The 24,807-nt window shown below is 66.5% G+C and carries 23 protein-coding genes; 15 read left to right on the top strand and 8 right to left on the bottom strand.

What is annotated here, in order from left to right; translation table 11 throughout:
• Positions 1–10 precede the first annotated feature (10 nt).
• Entirely contained in the window at positions 11–550 is a 540-nt protein-coding gene (locus LDO26_RS00655) for a DUF1993 domain-containing protein (RefSeq protein WP_232129137.1), read from the top strand.
• A 52-nt stretch (positions 551–602) separates the two neighbouring features.
• Here LDO26_RS00655 and LDO26_RS00650 read toward each other — a convergent pair whose 3' ends face one another.
• Both LDO26_RS00650 and LDO26_RS00645 read right to left on the bottom strand, forming a co-directional pair.
• Positions 603–1,580 (bottom strand): acyl-CoA thioester hydrolase/BAAT C-terminal domain-containing protein, encoded by a 978-nt coding sequence (locus LDO26_RS00650; RefSeq protein ID WP_232129136.1) that lies wholly within the window; start codon positions 1,578–1,580, stop codon positions 603–605.
• A 285-nt stretch (positions 1,581–1,865) separates the two neighbouring features.
• Positions 1,866–2,399 (bottom strand): MarR family winged helix-turn-helix transcriptional regulator, encoded by a 534-nt coding sequence (locus tag LDO26_RS00645; protein ID WP_232129135.1) that lies wholly within the window; start codon positions 2,397–2,399, stop codon positions 1,866–1,868.
• A 10-nt stretch (positions 2,400–2,409) separates the two neighbouring features.
• Between LDO26_RS00645 and LDO26_RS00640 the strand changes: the two genes are divergently transcribed.
• The 3 genes from LDO26_RS00640 to LDO26_RS00630 all read left to right on the top strand — a co-directional run bounded on the left by LDO26_RS00640 (position 2,410) and on the right by LDO26_RS00630 (position 5,796).
• Positions 2,410–4,095, top strand: coding sequence for a serine hydrolase domain-containing protein (locus tag LDO26_RS00640; RefSeq protein WP_232129134.1), 1,686 nt, complete (start codon positions 2,410–2,412; stop codon positions 4,093–4,095).
• A gap of 133 nt (positions 4,096–4,228) precedes the next feature.
• Complete coding sequence (locus tag LDO26_RS00635; RefSeq protein WP_232129133.1) at positions 4,229–4,615, top strand: hypothetical protein; 387 nt, start codon at positions 4,229–4,231, stop codon at positions 4,613–4,615.
• 344 nt (positions 4,616–4,959) lie between these two features.
• Positions 4,960–5,796, top strand: a complete 837-nt coding sequence (locus LDO26_RS00630; RefSeq protein ID WP_232129132.1) for a hypothetical protein — start codon at positions 4,960–4,962, stop codon at positions 5,794–5,796.
• A gap of 49 nt (positions 5,797–5,845) precedes the next feature.
• Here the strand turns inward: LDO26_RS00630 and LDO26_RS00625 are convergent, their stop codons facing one another.
• Together LDO26_RS00625 and LDO26_RS00620 are read right to left on the bottom strand one after the other, a co-directional pair.
• Entirely contained in the window at positions 5,846–6,793 is a 948-nt protein-coding gene (locus LDO26_RS00625; protein ID WP_232129131.1) for a FecR family protein, read from the bottom strand.
• A 6-nt stretch (positions 6,794–6,799) separates the two neighbouring features.
• Complete coding sequence (locus LDO26_RS00620; protein ID WP_232129130.1) at positions 6,800–7,369, bottom strand: RNA polymerase sigma factor; 570 nt, start codon at positions 7,367–7,369, stop codon at positions 6,800–6,802.
• 890 nt (positions 7,370–8,259) lie between these two features.
• Between LDO26_RS00620 and LDO26_RS00615 the strand changes: the two genes are divergently transcribed.
• On the top strand, positions 8,260–9,783 hold the full coding sequence (locus tag LDO26_RS00615) for a putative bifunctional diguanylate cyclase/phosphodiesterase (protein ID WP_232129129.1): 1,524 nt from the start codon (positions 8,260–8,262) through the stop codon (positions 9,781–9,783).
• Between the two features lie 89 nt (positions 9,784–9,872).
• On the opposite strand, the gene LDO26_RS00610 is transcribed toward LDO26_RS00615, so the two are convergent.
• Complete coding sequence (locus tag LDO26_RS00610; RefSeq protein ID WP_232129128.1) at positions 9,873–10,136, bottom strand: hypothetical protein; 264 nt, start codon at positions 10,134–10,136, stop codon at positions 9,873–9,875.
• Between the two features lie 310 nt (positions 10,137–10,446).
• On the opposite strand from LDO26_RS00610, the gene traF (LDO26_RS00605) reads away from it, so the two are divergent.
• From traF (LDO26_RS00605) to LDO26_RS00590, 4 genes are all read left to right on the top strand, one after another.
• Positions 10,447–11,031: a conjugative transfer signal peptidase TraF gene (traF, locus tag LDO26_RS00605; protein ID WP_232129127.1), complete on the top strand. Its 585-nt coding sequence runs from the start codon at positions 10,447–10,449 to the stop codon at positions 11,029–11,031.
• A 9-nt stretch (positions 11,032–11,040) separates the two neighbouring features.
• Positions 11,041–11,409, top strand: coding sequence for a hypothetical protein (locus LDO26_RS00600; protein WP_232129126.1), 369 nt, complete (start codon positions 11,041–11,043; stop codon positions 11,407–11,409).
• Positions 11,406–12,026 carry a type-F conjugative transfer system protein TraW gene (gene traW, locus LDO26_RS00595; protein WP_232129125.1) on the top strand — a complete coding sequence of 207 codons (621 nt, stop codon included), beginning with the start codon at positions 11,406–11,408 and terminating at the stop codon, positions 12,024–12,026. Before LDO26_RS00600 ends, traW begins: the two co-directional genes overlap by 4 nt.
• Positions 12,027–12,616: 590 nt before the next feature.
• Positions 12,617–13,708, top strand: a complete 1,092-nt coding sequence (locus LDO26_RS00590) for an IS110 family RNA-guided transposase (RefSeq protein ID WP_232129124.1) — start codon at positions 12,617–12,619, stop codon at positions 13,706–13,708.
• A gap of 317 nt (positions 13,709–14,025) precedes the next feature.
• Here the strand turns inward: LDO26_RS00590 and LDO26_RS00585 are convergent, their stop codons facing one another.
• Positions 14,026–14,640 carry a cysteine hydrolase family protein gene (locus LDO26_RS00585; protein WP_232129123.1) on the bottom strand — a complete coding sequence of 205 codons (615 nt, stop codon included), beginning with the start codon at positions 14,638–14,640 and terminating at the stop codon, positions 14,026–14,028.
• Positions 14,641–14,988: 348 nt separating this feature from the next.
• Between LDO26_RS00585 and traU the strand changes: the two genes are divergently transcribed.
• The 6 genes from traU to LDO26_RS00555 all read left to right on the top strand — a co-directional run bounded on the left by traU (position 14,989) and on the right by LDO26_RS00555 (position 21,814).
• Positions 14,989–15,969 (top strand): conjugal transfer pilus assembly protein TraU, encoded by a 981-nt coding sequence (gene traU, locus LDO26_RS00580; protein ID WP_232129122.1) that lies wholly within the window; start codon positions 14,989–14,991, stop codon positions 15,967–15,969.
• A 334-nt stretch (positions 15,970–16,303) separates the two neighbouring features.
• Positions 16,304–16,951, top strand: coding sequence for a type-F conjugative transfer system pilin assembly protein TrbC (gene trbC, locus LDO26_RS00575; protein WP_232129121.1), 648 nt, complete (start codon positions 16,304–16,306; stop codon positions 16,949–16,951).
• Between the two features lie 3 nt (positions 16,952–16,954).
• Positions 16,955–19,168, top strand: a complete 2,214-nt coding sequence (locus LDO26_RS00570; protein ID WP_232129120.1) for a conjugal transfer protein TraN — start codon at positions 16,955–16,957, stop codon at positions 19,166–19,168.
• The gene (locus tag LDO26_RS00565) at positions 19,165–19,545 is read left to right on the top strand and encodes a hypothetical protein (protein ID WP_232129119.1); all 381 of its coding nucleotides are present in this window, start codon (positions 19,165–19,167) and stop codon (positions 19,543–19,545) included. Before LDO26_RS00570 ends, LDO26_RS00565 begins: the two co-directional genes overlap by 4 nt.
• Positions 19,545–20,360 (top strand): conjugal transfer protein TraF, encoded by an 816-nt coding sequence (traF, locus tag LDO26_RS00560; protein ID WP_232129118.1) that lies wholly within the window; start codon positions 19,545–19,547, stop codon positions 20,358–20,360. The genes LDO26_RS00565 and traF (LDO26_RS00560) overlap by 1 nt, the downstream gene beginning before the upstream one ends.
• A 14-nt stretch (positions 20,361–20,374) precedes the next feature.
• Positions 20,375–21,814, top strand: a complete 1,440-nt coding sequence (locus LDO26_RS00555) for a conjugal transfer protein TraH (protein WP_232129117.1) — start codon at positions 20,375–20,377, stop codon at positions 21,812–21,814.
• A 93-nt stretch (positions 21,815–21,907) separates the two neighbouring features.
• On the opposite strand, the gene LDO26_RS00550 is transcribed toward LDO26_RS00555, so the two are convergent.
• Together LDO26_RS00550 and LDO26_RS00545 are read right to left on the bottom strand one after the other, a co-directional pair.
• Positions 21,908–22,180: a GGDEF domain-containing protein gene (locus LDO26_RS00550; protein WP_255681881.1), complete on the bottom strand. Its 273-nt coding sequence runs from the start codon at positions 22,178–22,180 to the stop codon at positions 21,908–21,910.
• Complete coding sequence (locus LDO26_RS00545) at positions 22,177–24,735, bottom strand: prolyl oligopeptidase family serine peptidase (RefSeq protein ID WP_232129115.1); 2,559 nt, start codon at positions 24,733–24,735, stop codon at positions 22,177–22,179. Before LDO26_RS00545 ends, LDO26_RS00550 begins: the two co-directional genes overlap by 4 nt.
• Positions 24,736–24,807: the final 72 nt, after the last annotated feature.

The following is a 24,807-nucleotide window of genomic DNA, read 5'->3' as shown; positions in this document are numbered from 1 at the left end:
TGCAGTAGGCTTGTCCCAACCGACCAGCCAGGGCCGCGCCATGACCACTGCCATCGCCGACGTGCAGTCCGTGTTCGCCTCCCGCCTGGACACCCTGCGCCAGCTTCTGGACAAGGCGACCGCGCACTTCGGCGACGACACGTCGTTCCTGTCGAATCGGCTCGCGCCGGACATGCACCCCCTCGGCGCGCAGATCGCCTTCACCTGCAACCAGCCGCGCAACTTCGCGCTGTGGTGCGACGGCCGGCCGGCCGATAACCTCGATCCCGAGGTGGCCTCCGTGGACCAGGCGTGCAGGTACATTGACGACACACGGCAGCGCGTCCATGCCGTCGCGGCGAACGACGTCAAGCTCGACGAGATCGCGCGCATCGACCTGGGACCGGGGCTGCATGCCGACCTGCCGGGCAGCGCGTACGTCCACGAGTTCCTGATCCCGAACTTCTACTTCCACCTGGTCACGACCTACGCCATCCTGCGCACCGGTGGGCTGGACATCGGCAAGCGCGACTACATGCAGCACCTCGTGCCCTGGGTGCGGCAGGCATGAAACGGCCAGGCCAAGATTGACGCACTTCAATCGTCCGCCGGTCCCTGCCCCTTCAGGTGCTTGGCAAAGAAGACGCGCGTGGCTGGCCAGATCTCGGACTGCGCAGCCAGGTCGGCATCGTTGTACTGAAAGCTCCCTTCCGGGTTCTGCTCGCCAGTTCCCGACAGACCGTGACCGGCTTCGGTGAACACCAGCACACGGTGTCCAGCCCCGCTTCAGAGCGGCGCTCGGCAATGGACTGCGCCATCTCGCCCGAGGCCCAGATACTGTCCGCATCGCCCCCTGCCACCAGGACGGGCGCGCCAATCTGCTCGACGCGGATGCGTGCGGCCGGCACGGCGTGGGGATTGGCATGCCGACCGGCATCGTGCGGCGTGCGCAGACGCGGGGTCTCGCCGGGCCGGGCGAACTTCGCGATCTCCTCGTTCATCCCGATGTAGGGCACGAACGGCAGTGGTTCGCCCCGCCAGCTGAAACCGCTGCTCTCACCGCCGACCGTCGCCGGCCCCCAGGCTTCCCAGATGACGTCGCTCGGCACGATCGCGGCGACGGCATGGAAGCCGTCGATCAGGCTGGCTCCTGCAAGCGCGAACTCCGCACCCTTCGAGACGCCGTAGATCCCGATGGCATCCTCGTCCACCTGCGGGTGGGCGCGCAGCCAGTCGCGTGCGGTTTCCAGCCGATCGATAGGGATGTCGTGGAATGCGCGTGGCAACTCGGCGAACTGCGGGGCGCGCCCGGGATAGGCCGGTGAGTAGTACGGCAGGCCCAACACCGCGTAGCCTTCCTTCAGAAACAGTGGTGCCTTTTCGCGGGCCGTGCTGTCGCCGCCTTCACTGCCGCCCAGCACGATGACTGCCGGAAACGGGCCTTCTCCTCGAGGCAGTTGAAGGAAGGCCCCGGTCAGCGATTCGCCCCCGCTGATTTCGTTGACGGCTTCCGCTTCACCCGGCGAGCGCGTTTGCTGCGCTGCAATCGATGGAACCACACCCAGCAACATGCAAGCGAGGAACATCCTGAGATTTGACATGGTGACTCCGGTAAGACGGCACGTTTTCCTGGAAGATCCGAAACTCAACTCCTAGAGGTCTTCGCGCCCGATGACCCTCTTGCTTCGTCCCGAGGCCGTCGTGTTGCACCTGACCGTACGTGCTGGACCAGCCGCAGATCACCTTGGCGGGCGTGGCGTGTTTCCAGTAGAGATGCAGGAGGCGGTCCGTTGGTCGCGCCTGCGGAGCTGCTTCGAGCCACCTGAGTAGGCATCAGGTTCACCAGCCCCCTTCTTCGCATAAAAGCATGGATCGCCAGCTTCTTGTCAGCGCGTGCTTCCGGCATTCCTGATGCGCTGGACGAACGGCTCGCGTCTCAGTTCGCGCTCGATGTTCCACAGGTCGTCGTAGATCCCCGGAGCGATTTCATCGATCAACGCGCGTGTCGCGTGTTCGACCGCCGCAATGGTGTGTCGGAGCGCAGGCAACTGCTCGCGGCCGGCCCGCGTCAAGGAAATCAGCGTGCGTCGCGCATCCGACGGGTCGCGCCTGCTCTCGACCAGCCCTTCCGCCTGCAGCGTGCGTATCCACTGCATCACCAACTGGTGCGATTGGCGCAGCATCGCCGCCAACGCGGTCACCGACATCGGCCCCTTGGCATCGAGCGCGAGCAGTGTCGAGGAGGTGCGTGGCGGGTTCCTGATCCCGGCTTCCGCATGCCACTGCCGGTCCGCTTCCACCAGTTCGTCCGAGAGCCTCCGGAGGAGGTGGGCAAGGAAGGCCGGCCCCAGCGTTTCGACGAAATCCGGCATCCCGTTTTCGGAGGTGGCTGGAGCACTGTTGCGCGCGATCATTGACATATAAAAATTATTGCGCAACTATTTTCATAAATCAACGGTGAAGGCGGTCGGCATCCGGACGCAGTCGCCTCACTCGCAAACCTTGGGGATCAAGATGCACCGCATCGTCCTGGCCGCGCTGTGCACCGCGATAATCGCTGCCCCGGCGCATGCGGATCCGATCGACGACGCGTTCGCCGACTGGACCGGGCCGGATCGGCCGGGTTGCGCGGTGGGCATTCGCCAGGGCGGCAACGCGCCGGACCTTCGCGCTTACGGCATGGCCGACCTGGAACGTGCCGTTCCGGTCACGGTGGACACGGTCTTCGAGAGCGGTTCGGTCGCCAAACAGTTCACTGCCGCGGCGGTGCTGATGCTGGTCGAGGACGGGCGGCTGTCGCTTGGCGACGACATTCGCGGGTATCTCCCCGAGATGCCGGACTACGGCGTTCCGATCACCATCGACCATCTGCTCACGCATACCAGCGGCCTTCGCGACTGGAGCGATCTGGTCGGTTTCAATGGATGGCCACGCTACTCGCGGGTCTACTCCAACACCGACGCGCTGCTGATCGCCTCGCGGCAACGCGCGCTCAACCACCCTCCGGGAGCGCGCTTCTCCTACACCAATACGGGCTACAACCTGCTCGCCGTCATCGTCGAGCGCGCGACCGGGAAGAGCCTGGCCGACTTCACCCGAGAGCGCATCTTCGCTCCGCTCGGCATGGCGCATTCGGGGTGGCGCGACGACTATCGACGGATCGTGGCCAACCGGGCCGTCGGCTATGTCCGGGACGGCGATCGCTTCGTTCTCGGGCTCCCGATGGAGAACGCCTACGGCAGCGGCGGCATGCTGACGACGCTCGGCGACCTGCTCGAATGGGAGGAGGCGCTCGATCGCGGCACGCTCGGGCGCTTCGTCACCAGCAAGCTCTCGGAGCCTGCGAGGCTCGACGACGGGCGCCGTTCCGCCTATGGCCGGGGACTGGTGCTCGGCACCTATCGCGGAGAACGCGAGGTCTTCCACAATGGCGGGACCAATGGGTATCAGGCATGGGCGGGCCGCTATCCCGGACAGGATCTCGCCATCGTCATGCTCTGCAATGGCCGCACGGTCGGACCCGACACGCAGGTCCGCAGGATCGCCAGCCTGTTCGTCCCGCCGAAGCCGCTCGACCCACTAGCGTCGCCACCCGCCGAGGAACTGCGCTCGCGCCCCGGTCTCTACGTGGCCGAGGGGCCGTTCGAGATCCTCAGGATCGAGACAGCCGACGGGCAATTGCGGACCGCATCCGGCATGGCCCTCGAATACCTCGCTGCGGGGCGCTACCGGCTCGGTAGCGGTGAACTGCGCTTCACCCCGATGGGGCTCGAGCGCCACCTGCGCGACGGCGAGATCCTCCCCTTTACGCGAGAGGTTCCGGCCAGCCCCGCGGCCCACGACCTGGCGCAACTCGCCGGCCGCTATGTGAACGATGAGGTGTCGGGCGCGTTCGTACTGCAGGTGCGGGGTGGAAAGCTCTTCATGACGCCGATCGACCGGCCCGACGGATCCGTGCCTCTGGAGCCGCTCGTCCGGGATGGATTCATCGGGCCAGGCTATCTCGTGCGTGTCCTGCGCACGCCCGATGGACGCGTCTCCGGGCTGAGCTTCCGGACCGCCCGCGTCTACGCGCTCGACTTCGTGCGAGCGGATGATCCCTCCCTGCTGCGGTAACGGGGTCGGTTCATTCCTGCGTCGGCCGAGCAGGCGTCAGACCGGCGCGAGTTCCCTGGTCGCGTTCTTTTCGCGCTTCGGCTATCTGGGTGCTTAAATGGGCGAGCGGGCTTGACCGGAACCCGGGCGCACGATGATCGGGCACTTCCACCATCTGTTCGAGATCGAAACCGACCGCTTTGCCGGCGCAGCCCCGCGCCCGGATGCGATCAACGAGATGATCGGCGGCGACGAACTGGCGGCCTGGCTCCACGGGCGGCTGTGCGCGCGGGGCCATGCGTGCGGCGAGGTCTACGCGGAGGACCACGGCTGGGACTTCGAGATCACGCAGGATCGTCGGCGTTATCGCGTGGTGTGCTCTTGCGATTTCCCGGAGGAAGGCGTGCCGGAGACCTGCCACTTCGTGCAGGTGGCGCAGACCAAGGGCGCACCAACGGCGCCCGACCCGTTGCTGGCGGAGGTGCGCGCGATCCTCGCCGCCGAGCCGGACATCGCGATCGTGTCCGACGCGGCGAAGTAGCCGGTGAAGTCCCAAGGCAGCCCCGATGCGATGCCTGACCGGGAGACGACCGATGCCACTGCACAAGGAACGACGCGAAGCGAACTCAGGTGTGCGATGCCGATGGAAACCCGATCGCGCTGGCGGGGCTGCCCTTCCCGATCTGTCGCGGCCGCGACGGAGGTTGTCCGCGAAGCGTGGCCGACATGAGCGATGACACCGATCCGCGGCGATCGCGCATCGTTCGAGTATTGCGCAAGGCGCCTTACGGTTCGGCGCGCAACTTCACGTGGCGGCCCGGCGACGGCCCCGACCCAGACGCTTTGGCGCGCATGTGCGCTGTCTTTCCGCGGCCCGCGAGCCCGATGGGCGAATCCTGGTTCATGGGCGAGACGCGGCGCATGTTCGATGCGCTGATGGGCGACCCGGAGACCGTGCCCCCAGACGAACTGCACGACGCGCTGCAGGACATTGCTGCCGGTACCCACGCCTTCGGCGCGGTCGAGGAGTGGCAGACGTGGTTCCACTACCTGCTGCCGCGCGTGGTGCCACGCGCCCACGAACTGGTCTTCTGGCCGCTGCTGGAGATGACGGTGACCGCGTTCATCACACAGTACCCCCGCGGCATCGTGGAAGCGTCCTACCCCCGGTTCCGGGAGGACGTGCTGGTCACCCTCGGCCGCGCGATGATGGCGCCGGCGTGCTGGCGCGACGGCCGCATCGTGCTCGGGACGCTGCTGCGGCGGCAGAAGTGGCCCAGCGGCATTTGGGGATGGCACGACGCCAGCGGCGACCTGTCGGCGTCCCTGTTCCTGCACCTGAAGTATCTCGTTCCCGAGGAGGTACCGGGCTGGATGGCGTCGGTGCTCGCCATCGCCTGTCCCTACTGGCGCGCCCAGCTGCTGGTCTGGTGCGTGGGTGCGCACGGCGCGCTGACCGGGCGGGTCGATGCCCCCGCCAACTTCCGCGAGCCGGGCGTGCCCAGCGTCGAATGGGTGTGGTCGCACTGTCTCGACCAGCACTTCCCCGGCGAGCCTGCGCCGTTCTTTCCGCGCGCGAACTGCCAGGCCGCGCTCGACGCGATCGCCGCGACGATGGACGAGACGAAGTTGTTGGAGTGGGTGCTGTCGATCGCCGAGGATGCGGAGTTGGAGGCGGAACTGTTCGATATCCCGGACCGGTTCCGGGCGCTGTACTTGTAGCGCATGCGCGGGGCGCGTCGTCAGCTCGGGATCGGCTTGGGAGGTCGCTTCAACGCGGCACAAGCACGATGTCGGTACCGCTGTCGTCCACGCGCACCGGCTGGATCAGCTCCACCGCCGCGGCGATGGAGGCGCTGTCGCCGGCGCGGAAGTTGCCGCTCAGTTGGACGTCGGCCAGCGCAGGGTCGGCGAGACGTAGCTTGCGGGCCGAGAAGCGGTTGGCCTCGGCGACGATCTCGCCAAGCGGCGTGCTGCGGAAGCGCAGCCAGCCGTCGAGCCAGCCGTTTGCCCGCTCCGGGTCAATGGGCCGGACCACGATGCCGGCGCCGACGGCCAGCCACGCCTGCTCGTTGGGCTGCAGGGTATGGCGCTCTTGCCGGTGCTCAATCGCCACGCTGCCCTCCAACAGGGTGACGCTGGCGGCCTCGGCATCGCGCCTCACTTGGAACCGCGTGCCCAGCGCGGTCACCGTGCTGTCGGCCACGCGGACTGCGAACGGGCGCTTGGCGTCGTGCGCCACGGTGAACTGCGCCTCCCCTTGGCGAAGTTCGACGTGCCTGTGTCGACGGCTGTAGCGCACGGTCAGTTCCGTGCCGGTGTTCAGCACCAGCGCGGTGCCGTCCGGAAGGGTCTGCGTACGGCGTTCGCCGAATTCGGTGGCGTAGGTCAGCGGCTCCGGCGCCGTGAGCCAGGCCACCATGAAGACGCCGCCGAAGAGCAGGCCGAGCGCTGCGGCGGCCGCCAGCGGCCAGCCGCGGCGGTACCAGGGCGCGCCCTGCAGCAGCGCCATGTCGCGCTCGCGCATCGCCTGGAACTCGGGCACGTCGCCCAGGCGCTCCCACAGGCGCTCCATCCTGGTGTACTCGTGCGCATGGCGTTCGTCCTGCGCCAGCCATGCCTCGCGCTGGCGGCGCTGGGCGATGGTTTCGCGGTGGCGCCCGGCGAAGTACCGGGAGGCCTGGCGCGCGATGCGGGCGGTCTCGTGATCGGTGCTCATGTCCGCCTAGATCTCCCGATCCCCTAGATCCGCACGGCACGCCTCGAGCGCGCGCGCGATGTGGCGTTCGACCATCTTCACGGAGATGCCCATTCTGGCCGCTGTCTGCAGCTGGGTGAGGCCGTCGATCCGGTGCAGCAGGAAGGCGATGCGGCAGCGGGTGGGCAGGCCGGCGATGGTGCGCGTGAGCAGCCGGTCGATGACCTGCCGGGCGTTGGCGATTTCCTCAACGGTTGGCTGGTCGATGCCGATCTGTCCGGCCTCCTCCAGCGGGACGTGGCGGTCGGCCTGGTGACGATGCCGGACGCGCTGGACTTCCAGCAGCAGGTTGTTGGCGATGCGGTACAGCATCAGCCGGCGGTCCTCGATCTCCGGCGCATCGCGGTACTTCATCATCCGCGAGAGGGCTTCCTGGGTGAGATCGGCGGCGGCTTCGGTGTCGCCGAGCCGCCCCCGCAGGAAGCGGAACAGGCCGTCACGGTGCTGGGCCAGTTCCGCGTCGAACGCCGCGCGGTCGCCGGCCTCCTCGTCGAGTGGCCTGGGTGTTTCGTCACCGGGGCGCTGCAGCGGGGTCATGCTCGGGGCCATCCCCGCGGCCGCGGGGAGGCACTGGCCGGTTTCCGGCCCGGCATCCGCATCGCGTGCAACGAGGCAGGTGTCAGCATTCACCAGCCTTCCCCTGGGCGCAAGCCCGCCTCCCGGGACGGGGCGCGGCAGTCGCCGATGGTGCGGGCTGTCTGGACAATGCGATCTCCGCGCAGGGGCGACGGGCGCCTTCGGTTACACCCTCCTGAACACTGATGGCGCGTGGGGGCGTTTCCCCAACCCCACGCGCGTCAGAGCGCTCGATCTCCCCAGCCGACACCGGGATGGCTCGGGCAAAGCTCTCGGCAACTGGAAAGAAGCCGCTCTCCGTTGCTGAAGAGCGTCGCCAAGCCCCAGGCAAGGATGCCCAAGACATGCCCGGCGCCTCTCTCGGGCGGTGGCGGCCTCGTCCGATGAAAGCGAGTGCCTGGTCATGCTCAGCAGCGCCGTGGTGACGCCCACGTCCCACGCGATCAACCTGACGCCGGGGCTGCGGAGAAGGCTCGGCCGGGACTGAACCTGGCTTCCTGGATCAGTACGACGAGAACGACGACTGCAGCGAGGCGTCCAAGATCAGGACATCGGCATGGTCGTGGAAAGCGCGGAAATGGGAGCGGCAAATGGCCCCCAGGGCCTTCCTCCCGCCTAATCGCACCCCCGGAACTGCAACCGAAGGCGAAAGGGGGCGTGGCTAAGGTACGCCTGCGGTCCCGATTGGTGGCGATTGCCTGGTTGCCATTGATGAATTCCTCACAGCCGGGCTCTATTCTCCATGACGCAAGCAAAAGGATCCTGCATTGACGGTCGAGCTCGGCAGCAGGCAGCCACGCGGCAAGGGGCGTGCACGAGGGTCAGTCCCGTCGCGCCTGTGGAGTTTTTGCGTGAGACACCGCGTCAGCATCCGGGATCTCGGCGTCCTCGTCGGCATTCTGCTCGTCCTGCTCTATCTCGCCTTCGAGATCGACATCTTCCTGTCGGAAGGGTCGACAACGGCCACGCAACAGCGGCTTGCACTCAACGAGGTGTTGCTGCTCGGCACGGTTCTCGTGCTCGGCTTGTTGATCTTCGCGATTCGCCGCTATCGCGACCTGAAGCGCGAGGTGGCGCGCCGGACGACTGCCGAGCACAAGGCGCGTGAGCTCGCCTATCAGGATCCGCTGACGGGTCTGGCCAACCGACGCCAGTTCGAGGAAGCGCTCGCGAAGGCGATCGGATCGCCTCCGGATACGGGATACAGCCACGCCGTCTTCCTGCTCGATCTCAACGGCTTCAAGCAGATCAACGACAACTGGGGGCACGGCGCCGGCGACGAGGTGCTGATCGTCACGGCGCAACGGCTTCTCGGCGCCGTTCGCGACGGAGACCTCGTTGCCCGGCTGGGCGGCGACGAGTTCGTCGTGCTGGCTCGTCATCTCCTCGGTCCGGAAGCCGCCACCAGCGTAGCGCTGAGGATGCTGCAGGCATTCGAGATGCCGATCGCGACGGGCAGCGCCGAGCATCGGAACGGGGCCGGCATTGGAATCGCGCTCATCCCGGCCGACGCCGACACGGCCGAAGAGGCGCTGCGCCGGGCCGATGTCGCGCTCTACCGCGCCAAGGCCGAACGCCGCTCCACCTTCCGCTTCTTCGAGGAGGAAATGGATCGGCTGCTGAGGGAGCGCGAAAGGATGGAACGCGCGCTCGAGAAAGCGCTCGAGGAAGGCCGCATCGAACCCCGCTTCAATCCCTCCTTCGACCTGAAGAGCGGACGCGTGGTCGGCTTCGAGGCCGTGCCGTCATGGACCACGGATACCGGCGAGGACGTGCCGCCCGAGCGCTTCCTGCCGATCGCGGAGGAAACCGGCCTGATCCACGATCTGGCAATCCGGGTGCTGGAGCAGGCCTGCCGGGCGGCGGCGAAATGGCCGTCGGACGTGACCTTGTCGATGGACGTGCTGCCCGGCCAGATCAAGGACCCCAATCTTGGCCACACGATCCTCGACATCCTCGCGCGCACGGGGTTCGTCCCGCACAGGCTGGAGATCGAGATCGCCGAGAACATTGTCGTCCACGATCTCGAGGCGGCCAAGGTCGCGCTCGCGCCGCTGCGGGACGCCGGCATCTCCATCGCGCTCGACAATTTCGGGACCGGATACTCCAACCTCTACCACATGCGCGAGTTCCGCATCGACAAGGTGAAGATCGCGCGTCGGCTGATCGAGAACATGGGCGAGGCGGAGACCGACCGCATGGTCCGTGCGCTGGCCGGCCTCGGTCAGGGACTCGGCATTGCGGTCAGCGCCGAAGGCATGGCCAACGCTGCCGAGGGCAGCGTGCTCCTGAGCGCAGGTGTTCGGGAGGGTCAGGACGTCGGCAATCTCGTGACCACCGACGGCGCGTATGAACTTGCGACATCGCGGACATGACCTGCCCACTGAAGTGGTCCCGCGCCTAAATTGAGCCGCGCCGCGAAGCGGCGTCGGCTTGAATGGTTAGGCCATGCACAACGCATGAATCAACTCTCCCAGCTGAAGCGCCCAACGAGGATCTTTCCTTCAGTTTCTAAGGTTGCTTGCTCACCAGATACCGTCAAAGTGAAGGACGGTGGCAAAGACGCGTCTCCAGGGTTGACGAACGTCAGCCGTAGCGACTTGCGATAGATGTAGTTGCTCAGCGTATATGTCTCTGGAGGAACGGCACGTGGGCCGGTCTTGCCAGAGAGTTCGATCATGCCTTGGAACTCAGGCGAAAAGTCTCTGCCGACGAACTGGATTGACAAGTTATTCTCGGAGTACCCGAACGAGGTGGTGGCCTTAGCCGCCGGCAACATAAGCACTGTAAGAACTACGACAAGTAGTAACGTCCGCATGTCTCGCTCCTATCTCGGTCGCGATACTGCCTGACAACTGGCCTAACACCCATTTGTCCGTCGTTTGTGGAGGATAACAGCCCCTCCAGACTGGCCATCTCCGGCCAGCCCTGATTACGAAAGGCCTACCGAAAAACCCCGATTCCGCCGGGACGCGTCGCCATCGTTCCGGCACGTTGCTTTCCCCGGACGCGATCCGCCTACCCCAGGGAAAGCACCGATGGCCAGCCTGCCCGCGCACCCACCTCTGCGCCTTCCCAGATGGGCTGCGCGGTCCTGGGATTCTCTGCGCGACTTCCTCGTCCACGCGCGCCGGCGCTGGTACCTGTACCTGCCACTGCTGCTGATCTGGGCGCTGGCCTACATACGCGTGTTCCTGGCGCCGACGCCGCAGGTGCCGGTGCTGTTCAACGTGACGCCCAGCCTGCCCTACCACATCGCGCTGCTGCGGCCGTCGTCCGCGGCCCCCGAGCGCGGCAGCTACATCCTCTACCGCTTCGACGGCGACGCCGTCACGCGGTATCCGGGACTGCGCGGGCAGCCGATCTTCAAGCAAGTGGCCGGGCTGCCGGGCGACGTGGTGACGGTCGACGGCCGCAGGGTGTCCATCAACGGCGTTCCCGTGGGCGACGCCAAGCCCCGCGCCTTTGACGGCTGGCCGTTGGCGACCATCGCGCCGACGGTGATCCCGGAGGGGCACTACTTCGTGAGCGGCAGCGGGCCGGACTCGTTCGATTCGCGCTATGGCGCCAGCGGCCTGGTGCGCCGCGACCAGATCGTCGGCCGCGTCGAGCCGTGGTTCTAGGGGACGGCCATGCGACCGGCACTCCTCCTCCTGGTCCTCGTGTCGCTTGCCGGCGCCGCCCACACTCAGACCTCGCCAGCGCGCGGGCTGGCGGCGGAGCGCAGCGATACGGCGGCGGCCGACATTCCACTGGCGGATTACCTGGGCCTGCTGGAGCAGATCGCGCCCGCGGCGCGGGATGGCGCGCAGGCGTACCTGCAGGCGTTCCGCCAGCGCTGCGGTCGCGCAATCACGGCGGACGAGCTGCGCCGCGCCGTGGCCGAGCAGGACGGCGACCCCGTGCTGATGCAGATGATCCGCGCGAGCTACCTGGGCGATGCCGAGGCGATCGCCCGTCTGTCCGCGCAGGTGCCGTGCGGCCAGAGCACGCGGCCATGAAGGCGCTCGCATGGCTCCTGCTGGTGCTGCTGGCGGTGCAGGCCCATGCCGAGGATCTCGGCACGATCGGGCCGACCTATGCGATCGCGGAGCCGCACCTGCTGGACGATCTGCAGCGCCGGCTCCGGGCCAAGCAGGCCAGCGGCGAACTGGACGCGCTGGTCGCACGCCACCGCGAACGCGCGGTCGCGGCGGTGCGCGAGCCGGCACCCGTCGCCGGCGTCGCCGCAACCCGCACGCCGCGCACTCTCTACTACGACCCGACGTTCACGCTGGACCGCAACGTGCTCGATGCGCAAGGGCACCTGCTGTTCGCGGCCGGGACGCGAGCGAACCCGCTGGGCGTGGTCTCCCTGTCCAACCACCTGCTGCTGTTCGACGGCAGGGACCCACGCCAGCGGGACCACGCGCAACGGCTGATCGCGCACTACGACGGCCGGGTAAAGCCGGTGCTGGTCGCCGGCTCGTACCTGGAGCTGATGCGGGCCTGGCAGCGACCGGTCTACTTCGATCAGCAGGGCCGGCTGACCCGGCAACTCGGCATCAGCCAGGTGCCGGCGCTGGTGTCGCAGGACGGCGCGCGGCTGCGCATCGACGAGTTGGAAGTTCCCCAATAGGCGTGCGCCGCGCGGTCCCGGCCTGAGTTAAACAGCGCCGCGAAGCGGCGTCGGCTTGAATGAATTGTTATTTCACCCCGCGCCGGTCTAAAGAGCAAGCAAAGCCTCCCGAACAACGAGTAGCTCTTCTGCACAGCCCGCTGGGTCTGGGCTGATCTCGAAGCGATCACCCGCCGGCCATGTTGCCTCAACGATGAAGTTGCGGCCGCCCAACTCAAAGCGGCAAAAAGGCTTGTCTCGCAGCCAAGAGAGCAATCCCGGGGCTTGAGCTACCCGCACGCCAGGAATAGCGGCGATGGTGCGACAAAGACGTCCCCTGCCGATCCGCGAAGGAACCTCTATTGACCAAATCCGACCTGGCTTTGGGCAGTTGTCATAGACCTTCATTGCAGGGCCTAACGCCTGAATTAAGCCGTGCCGTGTAGTGGAGCCAAGCGCATGGCAAGCTGTACCTGCCATGTGCTTGGCGGAACGAAACGGTGTCGGCTTGAATGAGTAAAAATGAGACTTCCCACTTCAGCGGCAAGCCGCTCGGCATCGAGTGCCATGATTGTGTTTCGACGAACAATCAGACGAAGGGGAAGTCTCCAATGGGCACTATAACCATGGGCGTGGACCTGGCAAAGCAGGTGTTCTCGGTGACCGAGCTCGACGGTGGCGGCCGGGTCCGCCAGCGCCGGGACCTGAAGCGGGATGCCTTCGTGGCCTGGCTGGTCCAGCTGCCGCCTGGCACGGTGGTGGCGATGGAAGCGTGCAGCGGCGCCCACCACTGGGCGCGTCGCTGCCTCGGACACGGCCTAATGCCCCGGCTGATGGCGGCGCAGTTCGTCAAGCCATTCCGCAAGTCGCAGGGCAACAAGAACGACCGCAACGATGCCGAGGCGATCGCCACCGCAGCGCGCCAGGGCAACATGCGCTTCGTGGCGGTGAAGACGGTCGACCGGCAGGCGCGGCTGGCTTGGCACCGGGTCCGCGAGGGCTACAAGGCTGAAGGCCTGGCGATCAGCAACCGGCTGCGCGGCCTGCTCGCCGAGTTCGGTGTGGTGGTGGCGCGCAGTGATCTGGCGTTGCGGCGTGCGCTCGGCGATGACGCGGTGCGCACGCAGTTGCCGGCAATGCTGCACGGGCTGCTGGACGATCTCCAGCAACACTGGCAGCAGGTCCGCGAGCGCATCGCCGTCTGCGACGCCGGCATCGCCGCGGACGCCAAGGCCGACGTTCGCAGCCAGCGCGCCCAGCAGTTGATCGGTGTCGGTCCGCTGACCGCCGATGCGGTGGTCGCCACGATCGGCGACGGGCGTGAGTTCACGCATGGCCGGCAGCTGTCGGCATGGCTGGGGCTGACGCCCGCGCAACACTCCAGTGGCGGCAAGCAACGGCTGGGCCAGATCAGCTGCCGTGGCGACAGCTACCTGCGCACGCTGCTGATCCAGGGCGCGAGAAGCAGCCTGCAGCGGGCGAACGCGGCTGCACTGGAGAAGGCCACCGCCGAGCAGATCTGGATCCGCGGGCTGACGCAACGCATGCCCTTCGGCAAGGTGCTGGTGGCGATCGCCAACAAACACGCGCGGCAGCTGTGGGCGATGCTGGCGCGCGACGAGGATTACGACGCCGAAGCCTGGCTCAGGCACCCGATGGTGCAGCGGCCGGCAAGCAGGAAAAAGCAGGCCATGGCCGTCTGAGCAGGCGACGCGGCCCATGATGTTCAACGCCAGAGCGAACAGGTAGCAAGCGGTCAGACCGCCCCGGAGAGAGCCTGACTAACAAGGTGGCGCCACCACATGACACGGCTGATCCCGGTGCATGGGCGAATCCGATGAATGAGAGAGGCCTTCGGGTGCGGTTTTTACCCTGGTCCGGATCGGCAAGACCGATCCAACAAGACCGATTACGGAAATGCAGTCTGGCAACGCTTTGATCACCCATCACTCTGGCGAGTGGTACCGCAACACACGCGATCACAGGGAACAGCAAATGCCTCAAAGCTCAGGCAAGGCACTCATGCACTCGGGGTTGACGGGAAGCTCCTTACGGAATTGTTAGACGGCACTTGCGCCAGTAAAGCAAAAATTTGTTGATTGCTCATGCCGTGGCCGAGCTTTCCATCCATGTAGCGCCAAGTAACATCATGGTGCTCCTTGTCGTGCGAGGCAATGCAATCACGAGCCAAGATTACCTCGTAATCACGCTGGTATGCGTCAACAACAGTGGTGCGCACACATGCATGAGTGTTAATGCCAGCGACAATGAGACTGCTGCAACCAGCCGAAGCTAAGAAGTCATCAAGATTGGTGCCGAAGAATGCGCTGTAGCGCCGCTTTACGATAGTGTGGTCCGAGGTGCTGACATCGAGCTCAGGAAGCATCGCCGCTCCAGGTGTGCCGGCAATCACGACAGCAATGTTCTCTCTTTTCACTTCGAGCGTGGCGTCACTGAGATCAGGTGAGAACTCTTGCCTTACCCACACGATGGGCGCTTCAGATTTGCGAGCAGCAGCAATCAAGGCATTGGTGTCTGATACAAGCCCCGCTCTTTGCCGTGAAAGCCGCTCATGCGCAAAGAAGTCGACCTGCATATCAATGATTAGCACGACAGCTCCCACGAAAGTCTCCATGCCGTCTAACGGGTGTTATCTGGCGTTCCTGAAGGATAACAGCCCTGCAGCAGCTCTTTACTCACCAGACGCTGATCGTGAAAAACGCCCTCTAACGCCTGGATTCCTCCGGGACGCACCTCGCTCGTTCCGGCACGTTGCATCTCCCGGACACGGTCCGCCCAATTAGGGAGAGCACCGATGGCGAGCCTTCCGGCGAACGCGCAACTCGCAAGCCCCTTGGGGGCCACGCCGGCGTCCGGCTCGCTTCGGCGATTCTTTCGCGCCGGACATCGCTCAGCCCGCGGTCGACCGGTTGGGCATTCCCCGCCGATTGGACGTGCATGGCACTGCTGGCTGGCGTGGGCGGTGTTGGGCGCGGCGACGTTACCGGCGCACGCGCAAGGCGTGGCAACCTGCACTGGCCGGTTCCCGAACCCGATCACCGACATCTGCTGGAGCTGCCTCCTGCCGATCACCATCGGCGGGGCGACCGTCGCCGACCTGGGCGGCCAGTTGGACACGCCCAACCCGACGTCGCCGCTGTGCAGCTGCGGCGTCAACCCGGCGATCGGCCTGTCGATCGGCTTCTGGGAGCCGGTGCGGCACGTGGACGTGGTGCGCAAGCCGTTCTGCCTGACCTCGCTGGGCGGCATCGACCTCGACCCCGGCATCCCCGCGCCGGAAGCGGCACGCTTCACCCGCCCCGAGGCCGACGGCGACGCCGGCGCGTTCTACCAAGTGCACTGGTATGCGAACCCTGTCCTCTACTGGCTGGAGGTGGTGGCCGACTTTCCTTGCCTTGAGCCAGGCACCTTCGATCTTGTCTACCTGTCCGAAGTCGATCCGCTGTGGGCCGACGACGAGTTGTCGCTGATCCTGCATCCGGACGCGCTGCTGTTCGCCAACCCCGTCGCCATCGCTGCATGCGCTGCTGATTGCGTCGCGGCGTCGACCGGATTCGGGCTGCGTGACTTGTTCTGGTGCGCCGGCTGCCAGGGTGGCGTGTACCCGCTCAACGGGCACGTGCCGTATCACGTCGGCGGCGTTCGCACCGCGACGCTGATGGCCCAGCGCATGGCAGCCAAGATGCACCGCGAACTGCTGGCGTGGGGCTGGCACGGGTCGGACGGCCTGTGCGGGCCGTACTACCTGCCGGTGATGGACAAGACAGCCTACAAGATACAGCTGACCTACCCGATCCCGGCCACCGAGAAGTTGGACGGCCGATGCTGCCATCCCTTCGGCCGCACCACCATCGATTGGGGCGCGGGCAAGGAGTATCCCGTGCAGGGCGAGGACTTCTCGTTCCTGCTGTTCCGCAAGAGGAACTGTTGTGTCGGCTACTGAGCGCCATCGTCGGGCGTGCGCGGCAGTGCATGCATGCAGCCGGCATGACGAAGCCCCGTTGCCGGGGCTCCGGACGTCGGCGCTTTGGTGGGGATTCTGGCCCCCATCCCCCTTCCTTGGCAGCAGGGTGAAATGGCCTGGACGACGGGTCGAGCATGCCACCGGGAGCGCACGGTTTCCACCCCTCGGACGTGCGCCAGCGACCCGTCCCCTCACGACAACCATTCAGCCAAGCTGTGGAAGCCCTACCGGCTGGCACCGGCGGATCGGCTACGCCGTGCTGACCCTACTGGCGTGGGCGCTTCTCGGACCCGCTGCAGCCCAGCAGCCGTCCGTGACAGAAGCCGACATGGCGCGCGTGCGGCGCGAGCAGCCCACGATCTCCGACGAAGACGTCGCACGCGCGCAGGCGAGGTATGGGCAACTGCCGATCGCAGCGACGACGCCGGCGGCGCGTCCACCGAATCTGGACGCCCTACCCGCGCCCCTGTACGACACGCCGCCGGATCTCGGCGCGGTGGCCGAAGGCTACCGGGTGGAATCGCTCGCGCCGGCCGGCCTCGACGAAGGCCCGGTGCTGTACCTGTTCGTCAGCCTGTCGATGCCCGAACCCGCGCTGCGCCGGGCGATCGCCCAAGCCGCGCAGGCGCGTGCCGTTGTACTGATCCGCGGGCTGTCCGACGGGTCGCTGCGCCAGACCGCCGCCCGGCTGCAGGCGCTGATCGGGCAGCAGCCGGTGTCGATCCAGATCGATCCACGCCCCTTCGAGCAGTTCGACGTGCAACGCGTGCCCGCCGTAGTGCTGGCGCGCTCCCGTGCGGCCGAAGACTGCAACGCCAGCGCCTGCCCGGCCGGCACGGCGTTCGTGCGCGCCACCGGCGATGTCAGCCTGGACTATGCGCTGGCCCACGTGCAGCGCGCGGCGCCGGCGTGGGCGCCGGCGGCCGCCGTCTACCTGCAGCGCCTTGGCCGCCGGGAGTAGCGCGTGCGACGCCCGCTCGCCCTGCTCCTCGCGTTCTGCATGCTCGCCAACCACACCGCGGCGCTGGCCGGCGCGCAGAGCGACGAGGCGCGGCAGGCCGCGGAAGCCGCGAACGCGTTGGCTCGAGGCGCCATCAACGCGACCACCGCGCAGGAACACGTTCCGGGTTACACGACGACGCCGGCCGAGGCGGCCTACTACGGCCAGCCGCATCTCGACCAGGCCGCCAGCGCCATCCTCGCCGCCTGCGCAGCGACGCCGGATGACCCGAGCTGCCAGGCGCTGCGCGGCGCGGTGACCTCGGCGAACACGCCGCGCGAGCCGATCCTGGCGACCGATCCCCTGGTCGCGTCCGCGCAGGCCATCGCTCGCAACCCGTCGCTGACGCTCGGCAGCCTCGCGTCTTACTACGCCGGCTGCAGCCCCGTGGACCAGTCCGTGCCCGGCGGCACAACCGAGCGGGTGTGCCGACGCTACACCGGCATCGGCAACTACACCGTCCGCCGCGAGCTGACGGTGGCGGTCCAGCCTGGCACCGACTGCACCGATGGCCGGGTGCTGGCGCACGGTGAGGCCCGCCGCAACGCCAGTGACGCGATGATCGCCGAGGCGCGCTGCGCACCCGACCTGCCCGACCACGTGCGCTTCGCCTTCCACGCCGTCGGCGCGCGCGGGGCCTGCCTCGGCTGGCAGACGGTCGATCTGCCGACCGCGCCCGCGGGCGCGGCGCGCGTGGTGGCACACCTCTCCCCGCACTGGTCCGGCAGCTGCTGGACGCCGTTCGTGGTCGTGGTGGCGCCGCAATCGGGCTGCGCCGACGGGCTGTGCCGCTACACGTTCCGGTTCGGCAGGCCGATCGCCTGTCCGCCACCCGGCGGTGGTGGCGGCGATGATCCGTCGCCGCCGATCGTGATCCAGCAGCAACAGCGGCAGTGCAACCCCGCGCAACTCGCCGGCGAGAGCTGGGAGATCGTGCTGCAGTTCGCGCAGCCGGTCGACCAGGCGGAAACGGACACGTGGACGGATCAGGGCACCCTGCTCGAGGACGGCGGGCGCTGCACGGTCGTCACCGCCGAGCGCTGCGTGGATGGCCCGGCCACCCGGACGATCGACGGACGCGAGGTGACCCGGGCATGCTGGGCCTACGAGCGGACGCTGAACTGCGACGGCGGCGCGCCGATCAACGAATGCAGCGGGCTGACGGCACAGGGTTGCACGCCGGTGGCGACCGCCTGCCAGCAGACCGATGTCGCGACCGGCGCGTGCGAAATCCACGTCGACACCTACCGCTGCCCGACCGAACCGCAGACGGTCACCACGACCGGGAACTGTCCGAACGACCTGTTCTGCCTGGGCGATACCTGTTTCAGCACCGCCTACGCGCACGACACCGACTTCGCGCAGGCGATGTCGGTGATGGAGGCGGCACGCGAGGCCGGTGTCTACCTCGACCCGGATACGCTGGAAATCTTCAGCGGCGAGGCGAACCGGTGCCGCGACCGGCTGTTTCGTAACTGCTGCAGCGCGGATGCGTCCGGCGCGGGGATGACCAACCAGTCGATCTTCGGCACCGGCTCCAAGGTCGTCTACGACATCCTCATGAACGCGGACAACCGCCGCTTCATCTACCAGGGCATGTCCGCCCTGCTCACCGGCAGCGGCTTCGCCGGCACCTTCACCAGCTACGGCGTGACGGTGGCGGTGAACGGCGCGGCGTTGCCCGCAGGCACGGTCACCGTGTTCTCCGGGCAAAGCATCGTCATCGCCTTCAACCCTTGGGCGCTGGCGATCGCTGTGGTGATCTACGTGGTGATGTCGATGATGTCCTGCGACGAGGACGAGGGCCTGTTGGCGATGAAGGAAGGGGCGCGCCTGTGCCACAGCACGGGCAACTACTGCTCCTCCTGCATCCGGGTGCTCGGCAGCTGCGTGTCGTGCATCGAACGCACGACGGGCAAGTGCTGCTTCAATTCCGTCCTCGCGCGGATCATCAACGAGCAGGGCCGGCTGCAATTCGGCAAGGGCTGGGGCGATGCGCGCAATCCCGACTGCTCCGGCTTCACCGTCGCGCAGCTTCAGGCGATGGACTTCTCACGCATGGACCTGACCGAGTTCTACGCGTCGATCGTGCCGACGCTGCCTGACGTCGAGGCCCTGCGGGATGCCAACGCCGGGCAGGTGATGGACTGCTACTACGGCCAGGGGAGGTGCGATTGAACGCCGTGGCGCTCGCATCGGCGCCATGGCTGCTGGCGCTGGCCGGGATCGACGCTTCCGAACGCGCGCCAGTGCCGGACGCGCGCCCGCTCTTGGTGGCGGCGCTGCGCGCGCCGGACGGACGCGCAACTGGCGTGCTCAGCGGCGCGCTGGCAGACGGCATCAGCCAGCGCTTCCAGGCCAGCGGCCCAATCCTGATCGACGTCACCACCGTCCACCGCTACGTGCAGCCCGGGTGCGCGCGGTTGAACGTGGCCTTCTGGCAGGACGGGGTGCTACTCCCCGGCGCCGGCGCGCCGCAGCGGCAGACCATCGACTTCGGCATCAACTACTGCCTGGACGGGTCGCCGCCGCGATCGCTGGAGATCGAGCGATGATGCGCTACCTCGCCCTGATGCTGCTCCTGCCCTTGTCGGTGGACTGGCCGAGCGCCGCGGCGCAGACGCCCGACGACCGGGCGCTGTACTGGGCCGACAGCTGGCGCGGCTGGCACTTCTACGAGGTGCCGCCGCCCGAGCCGGAGCCCGCCGCGCCGGCGCCGCAAGCACCGGCGCAACCGGATGCCCTGCACGAGTTCGAACGCCTGCAGAAGGCCGTCGAAGACACGCGCCACATCGCGATCATGCAACCGACCGAGGAGAACGTGCGCCGCTACATGGCGCTGGAGGCGCAGGTGGTCGCGCGGGCTTCGTACTTCGCGGATGTCGCGCAGCGCGTGGCCTGGACGCATCCGGAACTGGATCCGACCTTGCAAGGTCGCCCAGTCAATGCCAGGGCGCTGGAGGTCTACGAACGGCAACAGGCGGAAATGCGGTCGCGCACGGTCGCGCGGCTCGGCCAGGACCACGTGCTGATGTTCTTCTACCGGAGCGACTGCCCGTTCTGCCACGCCTTCGCGCCGACGCTGGAGGCGTTCCAGGCGCGCCACGGGCTGCAGGTGCTGGCGATCAGTGTGGACGGCGGGCCGATCCCAGGATTCCCGCAGGCGCGCGTGGACAACGGCATCGCCAACACCCTGCGCGTCGACCAGGTGCCGGCGGTGTTCCTGGCGCAACCGTTCACCGGCCGCATCACCCCGATCGGCTTCGGCGTGCTCTCCGAATCGGAACTGCTCGAGCGCATCGCCACCCTGACCGCCCCCGACAGCGAGCTGATGCTGCCGGGCCTGCACCAGTTCACCCAGTTGCAATGATCCGGGAGCGCGCCATGTCCCTGTCCGCCGTCCGTCGCCTCACCGCACTCGCCCTGGGCACCGCCCTGTGCGTCGTCACGCTTGCACTGCCTCTGCGTGCCGGCGATCTCAACGCCGAGGTCAACGCGATGTTCGAGGAGTTGGGCGCGATCGGGAACTACACCGCGCCCGGCGCGTTCCGTGGTCAGGCGTACAACACCTACACCGGCGGCAGCCTGATCATGCGGTCGCCCAACAAGGTCTACCAGCTCGCCGCGATCCAGTTCCCCAGCGCGCGGGCCGGCTGCGGCGGCATCGACGTGTTCGGGGGCAGCTTCAGCCACATCTCGGCCGAGGAGTTCAAGAACATGCTGCGGAACATTACCGCGGCGCTGCCGGGCATCGCGTTCCAGCTGGCCTTGGAGGCGGTGTCGCCCCTGCTCGGCGGCCTGACCAAATGGGCCAAGGGACTGGAGACCTGGATCAACAACGCGCGCATCAATTCCTGCGAGACGGCGAAGGCCATCGTCTCCAGCGCGGCCGATGCGGTGGGCTACAGCTCCCAGGAAACCTGCGCCGACCTGGCGATGCAGATGGGACTGGAAAGCGACCGCGACGCCGCGCGCCGCCGCTGCGGCAGCGACCGCGCCAGCATCCTGGCCAGCGCCCGCGGCTCGACCGACCCCGACGTGCGCAACAAGGCGCCCTTCGTCGGCAACCTGACCTGGAAGGCGCTGCAGCACGCCAGTGCCTCACTCGACGATCAGGAGCGCGAGCTGATCATGAGCCTGGTCGGCACGATCATCTATTACCCGGAGGAGGCCAACCGCGACCCGACGCCGGTTCCGCCGACGCTGACGTCGATCAGCCAGTTGCTCTACGGCCAAGCCGCCGCCGGCGACAACGTCATCCAGCACCTGCTCCGATGCAACAACTACACCGAGTGCGACCAGGTGACGATCGACACCGGCTACGAGCACGTGCCCTTCACCCAGCGCGTCGAGGCGCTGATGCGCTCGATCGCCGACAAGATCGCCTCGCGTACGCCGATTCCGAACCCGTCGCCCGAGGTGGGGTTCGTCAACATGACCAGCGAGCCGGTCTACAAGATGCTCTCCATCGGCTCCACCATCCCCGGCTCCGGTCTCACCGACAGCCTGATCGGCCAGTACCGCGACGTCATCGCCGCCGACTATGCCTACGTGTTCCTGGAGCGCAACCTGCGCGTCGGCATGGCCGCGCTGGACAAGGACTACCAACTCGATCAAGTGCAACGCGAGCGCGCCCAGGAAGTGCGCCAGCGTGCACAGGCGATGCTGTGGCAGATCTCGCAGGAGAAGAACCTGCTCTACCAGAAGGTCGGCTCGTTCCGCGCCGTATCCAACCACCTGGAACAGTTGGAGCGGCAGCTGCGCTCGAACCTGCCGCAGCAGGTGATGGACATGCTGGGCCAGCAGGCCGCCCACATGAACTGACCACAATTCGGCGTCACGCGCAAAACGTGGACCTCATTAGGCCTGTCGAAATCAGCCGGCGCCGCGTTTGCGCGGACATCCGGCGCGTCATGTTCAGCAGGAAGTCGCCGCGAATGCGGTCCTGTTCCGGCCGCCGGCCTTGGCATCGTAGAGCGCCTTGTCGGCGGTCGCCAACAGCTGGTCCAACGTGATCTGCCGGTCCGGCGCCATGGTGACACCGATGCTGATGGTCACGGCAACCGTGCGGCCATCGCCGATCGGGACCGGGCGTTCTTCCATGACGCGAATCCGTTGCGCGACTCCCCAGGCTGCGCCGAAGTGAAGGAGGGCATTTCCCCGACGTTTGTCCTGCGGAATACAGTTCAATTCATGTCGTGCAACTGCGGGCTCTGCGGGGCGACTCCGTTCTCGGTCAAGAAGTCGGACATCCGGCGCCAAAGATCGCGAATGTTGGCAGGCGATGACGGGCCGTGACCCTCGCCCCAATAGCGCACATAACGCACATCCTTGCCGGCGCGCGACAGGGCACCAAACATCTCGTCGAACTGGTACATGGAGAAGCTGTCCATGTCCGAGTGAACCAGCATCACAGGCGCGTCGATCCGCGGCGCCAGGAACATCGGGCTGTTGCGGATGTAGGTCCCCGGGTCCTCGAACGGCGTGCGGCCGATACCGAAGTCGCTGCCGGCCACATTGTCGTAGCGCATGAAATCGCCGAAGTATTCGCCATAAATATACGAGTAGATGCCATTTGGTCCGAAGTAGTGGCTGAACAGATCGGCCCAGCTATTCATAGCAATCACAGCCCTGAATTTCTCCGAGTACGCCCCGGCGTAGAGCGCGGAGATGCCACCTTGGCTGTACCCGATGATTGCCACCCGGTTTGGATCGACGAATCTTTCTTTTACCAATGCATCGACACCCGCATCCACTGCTGCAGGCATGCCAGCGATCGGGCCATCCTTCGTACGAGTCAGAGCACGCGGGGTCGTCAGCCGCGCATAGGCGTAACCCTTTCCCGACCAGAGATATGGCGACCAGTTGACTGTGTATACGCTGATCTGTTGCTCGCCGCTCTGGCAAGTCGGTGCAGCGTTCGGATACACCTCGACGACAAGCGGCAGCAGCGTGCCAAATTTATAACCAGGCGGCAGCAGAACACAGCTTTCGATCATCTGCGGATCGCCGCCGTTCGGGTCCTTCACTTGATAGGACACTGTCTTCCAGGTTCCCAAGTCGATATTGGCGAAATGGGGATTGATACGTGCAATCTCCCGTGGCGCGCCGTTCATGCCAGAGCTCCCCAGCAGCAGCCGGGAAACAGGCCCCTCCTCGGCGCGGAAGAGTACCTTGCCCGCCGCGAGCGATCCTGCCAACGGCGTCGCATCGGCAGACGGTGCATCGGCCACGACGCTTTGGTCCTCGTGGCCATCGCGCAGGTCGACCATGACGATCTTCGCCGTGCCGTCGCCGGTGACGCTCAGTATGGCTTCGTCGCCGAACTCCGGACGGATGACACTGCTGCGCGTGGCGAACGTTCCGGACTGCAGCAGCGTGAAGCGCCCGGACACCACCGGCGTCAACCGACGGCGCTGGCCATCGGCATGAAGCCGATACACGCCATCGTCGGCAGCAACGGTCAGGTGACCATTTCCTGCATGGACTGCAATGCCGGACACGCCCGGAAGATCCGCCGTCAGGTTCCGGGACGTGTCATCCGGCGACAGCAGGTACCAGTCCGGTTTGGTAAGGCCGACCTGCCGCACATCCTTGTACGTGAAGCGTGGCGCCTGGTCTTCCTGCGCAGGAATGCGACGCGCGAAGACGGCCAAACCGTCGCCGAGAAAGCTCACTCGCTCCGGCCGCTGCAACCAACCGCGTTCGCGCTCCGAGGTCAAATCGAGGCCGACATGGTCGTAACGCACGGTGCTTCCGGACTGCGCGTCGATCACGTAGAAGCGTCCGTCGTGAGGCGTCTGGTTCGGCGTCCAACCGAAGGCCGCCAGATGCCTACCATCGGGTGCCCAGGCAATGGTGTAGGGGAAGAACTCGAGCTCAGGCGCAAGCATTCTCGCGTTGCCGGTCTCTAGATTGAAGAGCGCAAGGCGGTAACGGCGCGGATCGTCCTCGACGAGTGCGTTTGGATCGGTCGGGCGCGGCTTGGAAATGGCAAGTGCCGCAAGGTAGCGCCGATCCGGCGATATGCGCAGATCGGCATACAATCCCTCTGCGACGACCTCACTCTGCCCAGTACGAGCATTGGCGCGCACGAGGCTACCCAACTCCAGGTCGCCAGACGCATCCTGCGCGACCGTACGGACTTCACTGGCGGTGACGACGTCGCCGCGCCAGGCGTCCTCCCACGCCTTGGCCAATGTCCTGCCTGTATGGACGCGCACGCTGGTCAGCTCTGGCAACGTGCCTTCCGGCAGGGCGGCGAACATCAGTTCGTCATCGGAAATCCAGACCGGATTGTGCGCGCCATCCCGGCTGTATGCCGGCGTGCCCTCGAACATTACCGCCTTATCGGTGGACATGTCGTACGCGGCAAGCGACAAGCCACCCAACCGGTACTGCATCACTGCCAGAAAGCTCCCGGATTGGGAAAAGCCCTGCAGATAGCTGTGCGGGACTGGATCGAGGCCGGGCAACGGTTCTGGCGCACCTTCAGCTTTCAGGTTGTATCGCCAAAGTTGGTGGCCGGTGTGTTGCGCTGCGTAAGTGCGGAAGGTGAAGTCGTCTGATTGATCATAGGGGCGCAGCCGTTCGAAGATCAGCCAGCGCCCGTTAGGATCGCTTACGGCCGCTGCTAGCCCTTCCACTTGCATCATGTCGTCGACCGTCATCAGTCGATGCCCCGCCGCAGAGACCGGCATGGAAATGAATATATCGAGGATGCCAAAGAAAATGACAGGCAACATCCGAGTAGGGATCATGGCTTTAGAGGCTCATCTGATACAAGTTAAGAATGGCCGGGTACGATGCTTCATTTC

The organism is Proluteimonas luteida (assembly GCF_021191695.1).
In the GTDB taxonomy this organism is placed as follows: domain Bacteria; phylum Pseudomonadota; class Gammaproteobacteria; order Xanthomonadales; family Xanthomonadaceae; genus Luteimonas; species Luteimonas luteida.
The sequence above is the reverse complement of the archived record's forward strand: the minus strand, read 5'-3'. Positions and strand labels throughout refer to the sequence as shown.

Coding starts and splice junctions, on each gene's coding strand:
- LDO26_RS00650 (WP_232129136.1), bottom strand. CDS start 1,580: ATGTCAAATCTCAGGATGTTCCTCGCTTGCATGTTGCTGGGTGTGGTT.
- LDO26_RS00645 (WP_232129135.1), bottom strand. CDS start 2,399: ATGTCAATGATCGCGCGCAACAGTGCTCCAGCCACCTCCGAAAACGGG.
- LDO26_RS00635 (WP_232129133.1), top strand. CDS start 4,229: ATGATCGGGCACTTCCACCATCTGTTCGAGATCGAAACCGACCGCTTT.
- LDO26_RS00630 (WP_232129132.1), top strand. CDS start 4,960: ATGGGCGAATCCTGGTTCATGGGCGAGACGCGGCGCATGTTCGATGCG.
- LDO26_RS00625 (WP_232129131.1), bottom strand. CDS start 6,793: ATGAGCACCGATCACGAGACCGCCCGCATCGCGCGCCAGGCCTCCCGG.
- LDO26_RS00620 (WP_232129130.1), bottom strand. CDS start 7,369: ATGACCCCGCTGCAGCGCCCCGGTGACGAAACACCCAGGCCACTCGAC.
- traF (WP_232129127.1), top strand. CDS start 10,447: ATGGCCAGCCTGCCCGCGCACCCACCTCTGCGCCTTCCCAGATGGGCT.
- LDO26_RS00600 (WP_232129126.1), top strand. CDS start 11,041: ATGCGACCGGCACTCCTCCTCCTGGTCCTCGTGTCGCTTGCCGGCGCC.
- traW (WP_232129125.1), top strand. CDS start 11,406: ATGAAGGCGCTCGCATGGCTCCTGCTGGTGCTGCTGGCGGTGCAGGCC.
- LDO26_RS00590 (WP_232129124.1), top strand. CDS start 12,617: ATGGGCACTATAACCATGGGCGTGGACCTGGCAAAGCAGGTGTTCTCG.
- LDO26_RS00585 (WP_232129123.1), bottom strand. CDS start 14,640: ATGGAGACTTTCGTGGGAGCTGTCGTGCTAATCATTGATATGCAGGTC.
- traF (WP_232129118.1), top strand. CDS start 19,545: ATGCGCTACCTCGCCCTGATGCTGCTCCTGCCCTTGTCGGTGGACTGG.
- LDO26_RS00555 (WP_232129117.1), top strand. CDS start 20,375: ATGTCCCTGTCCGCCGTCCGTCGCCTCACCGCACTCGCCCTGGGCACC.
- LDO26_RS00545 (WP_232129115.1), bottom strand. CDS start 24,735: ATGTTGCCTGTCATTTTCTTTGGCATCCTCGATATATTCATTTCCATG.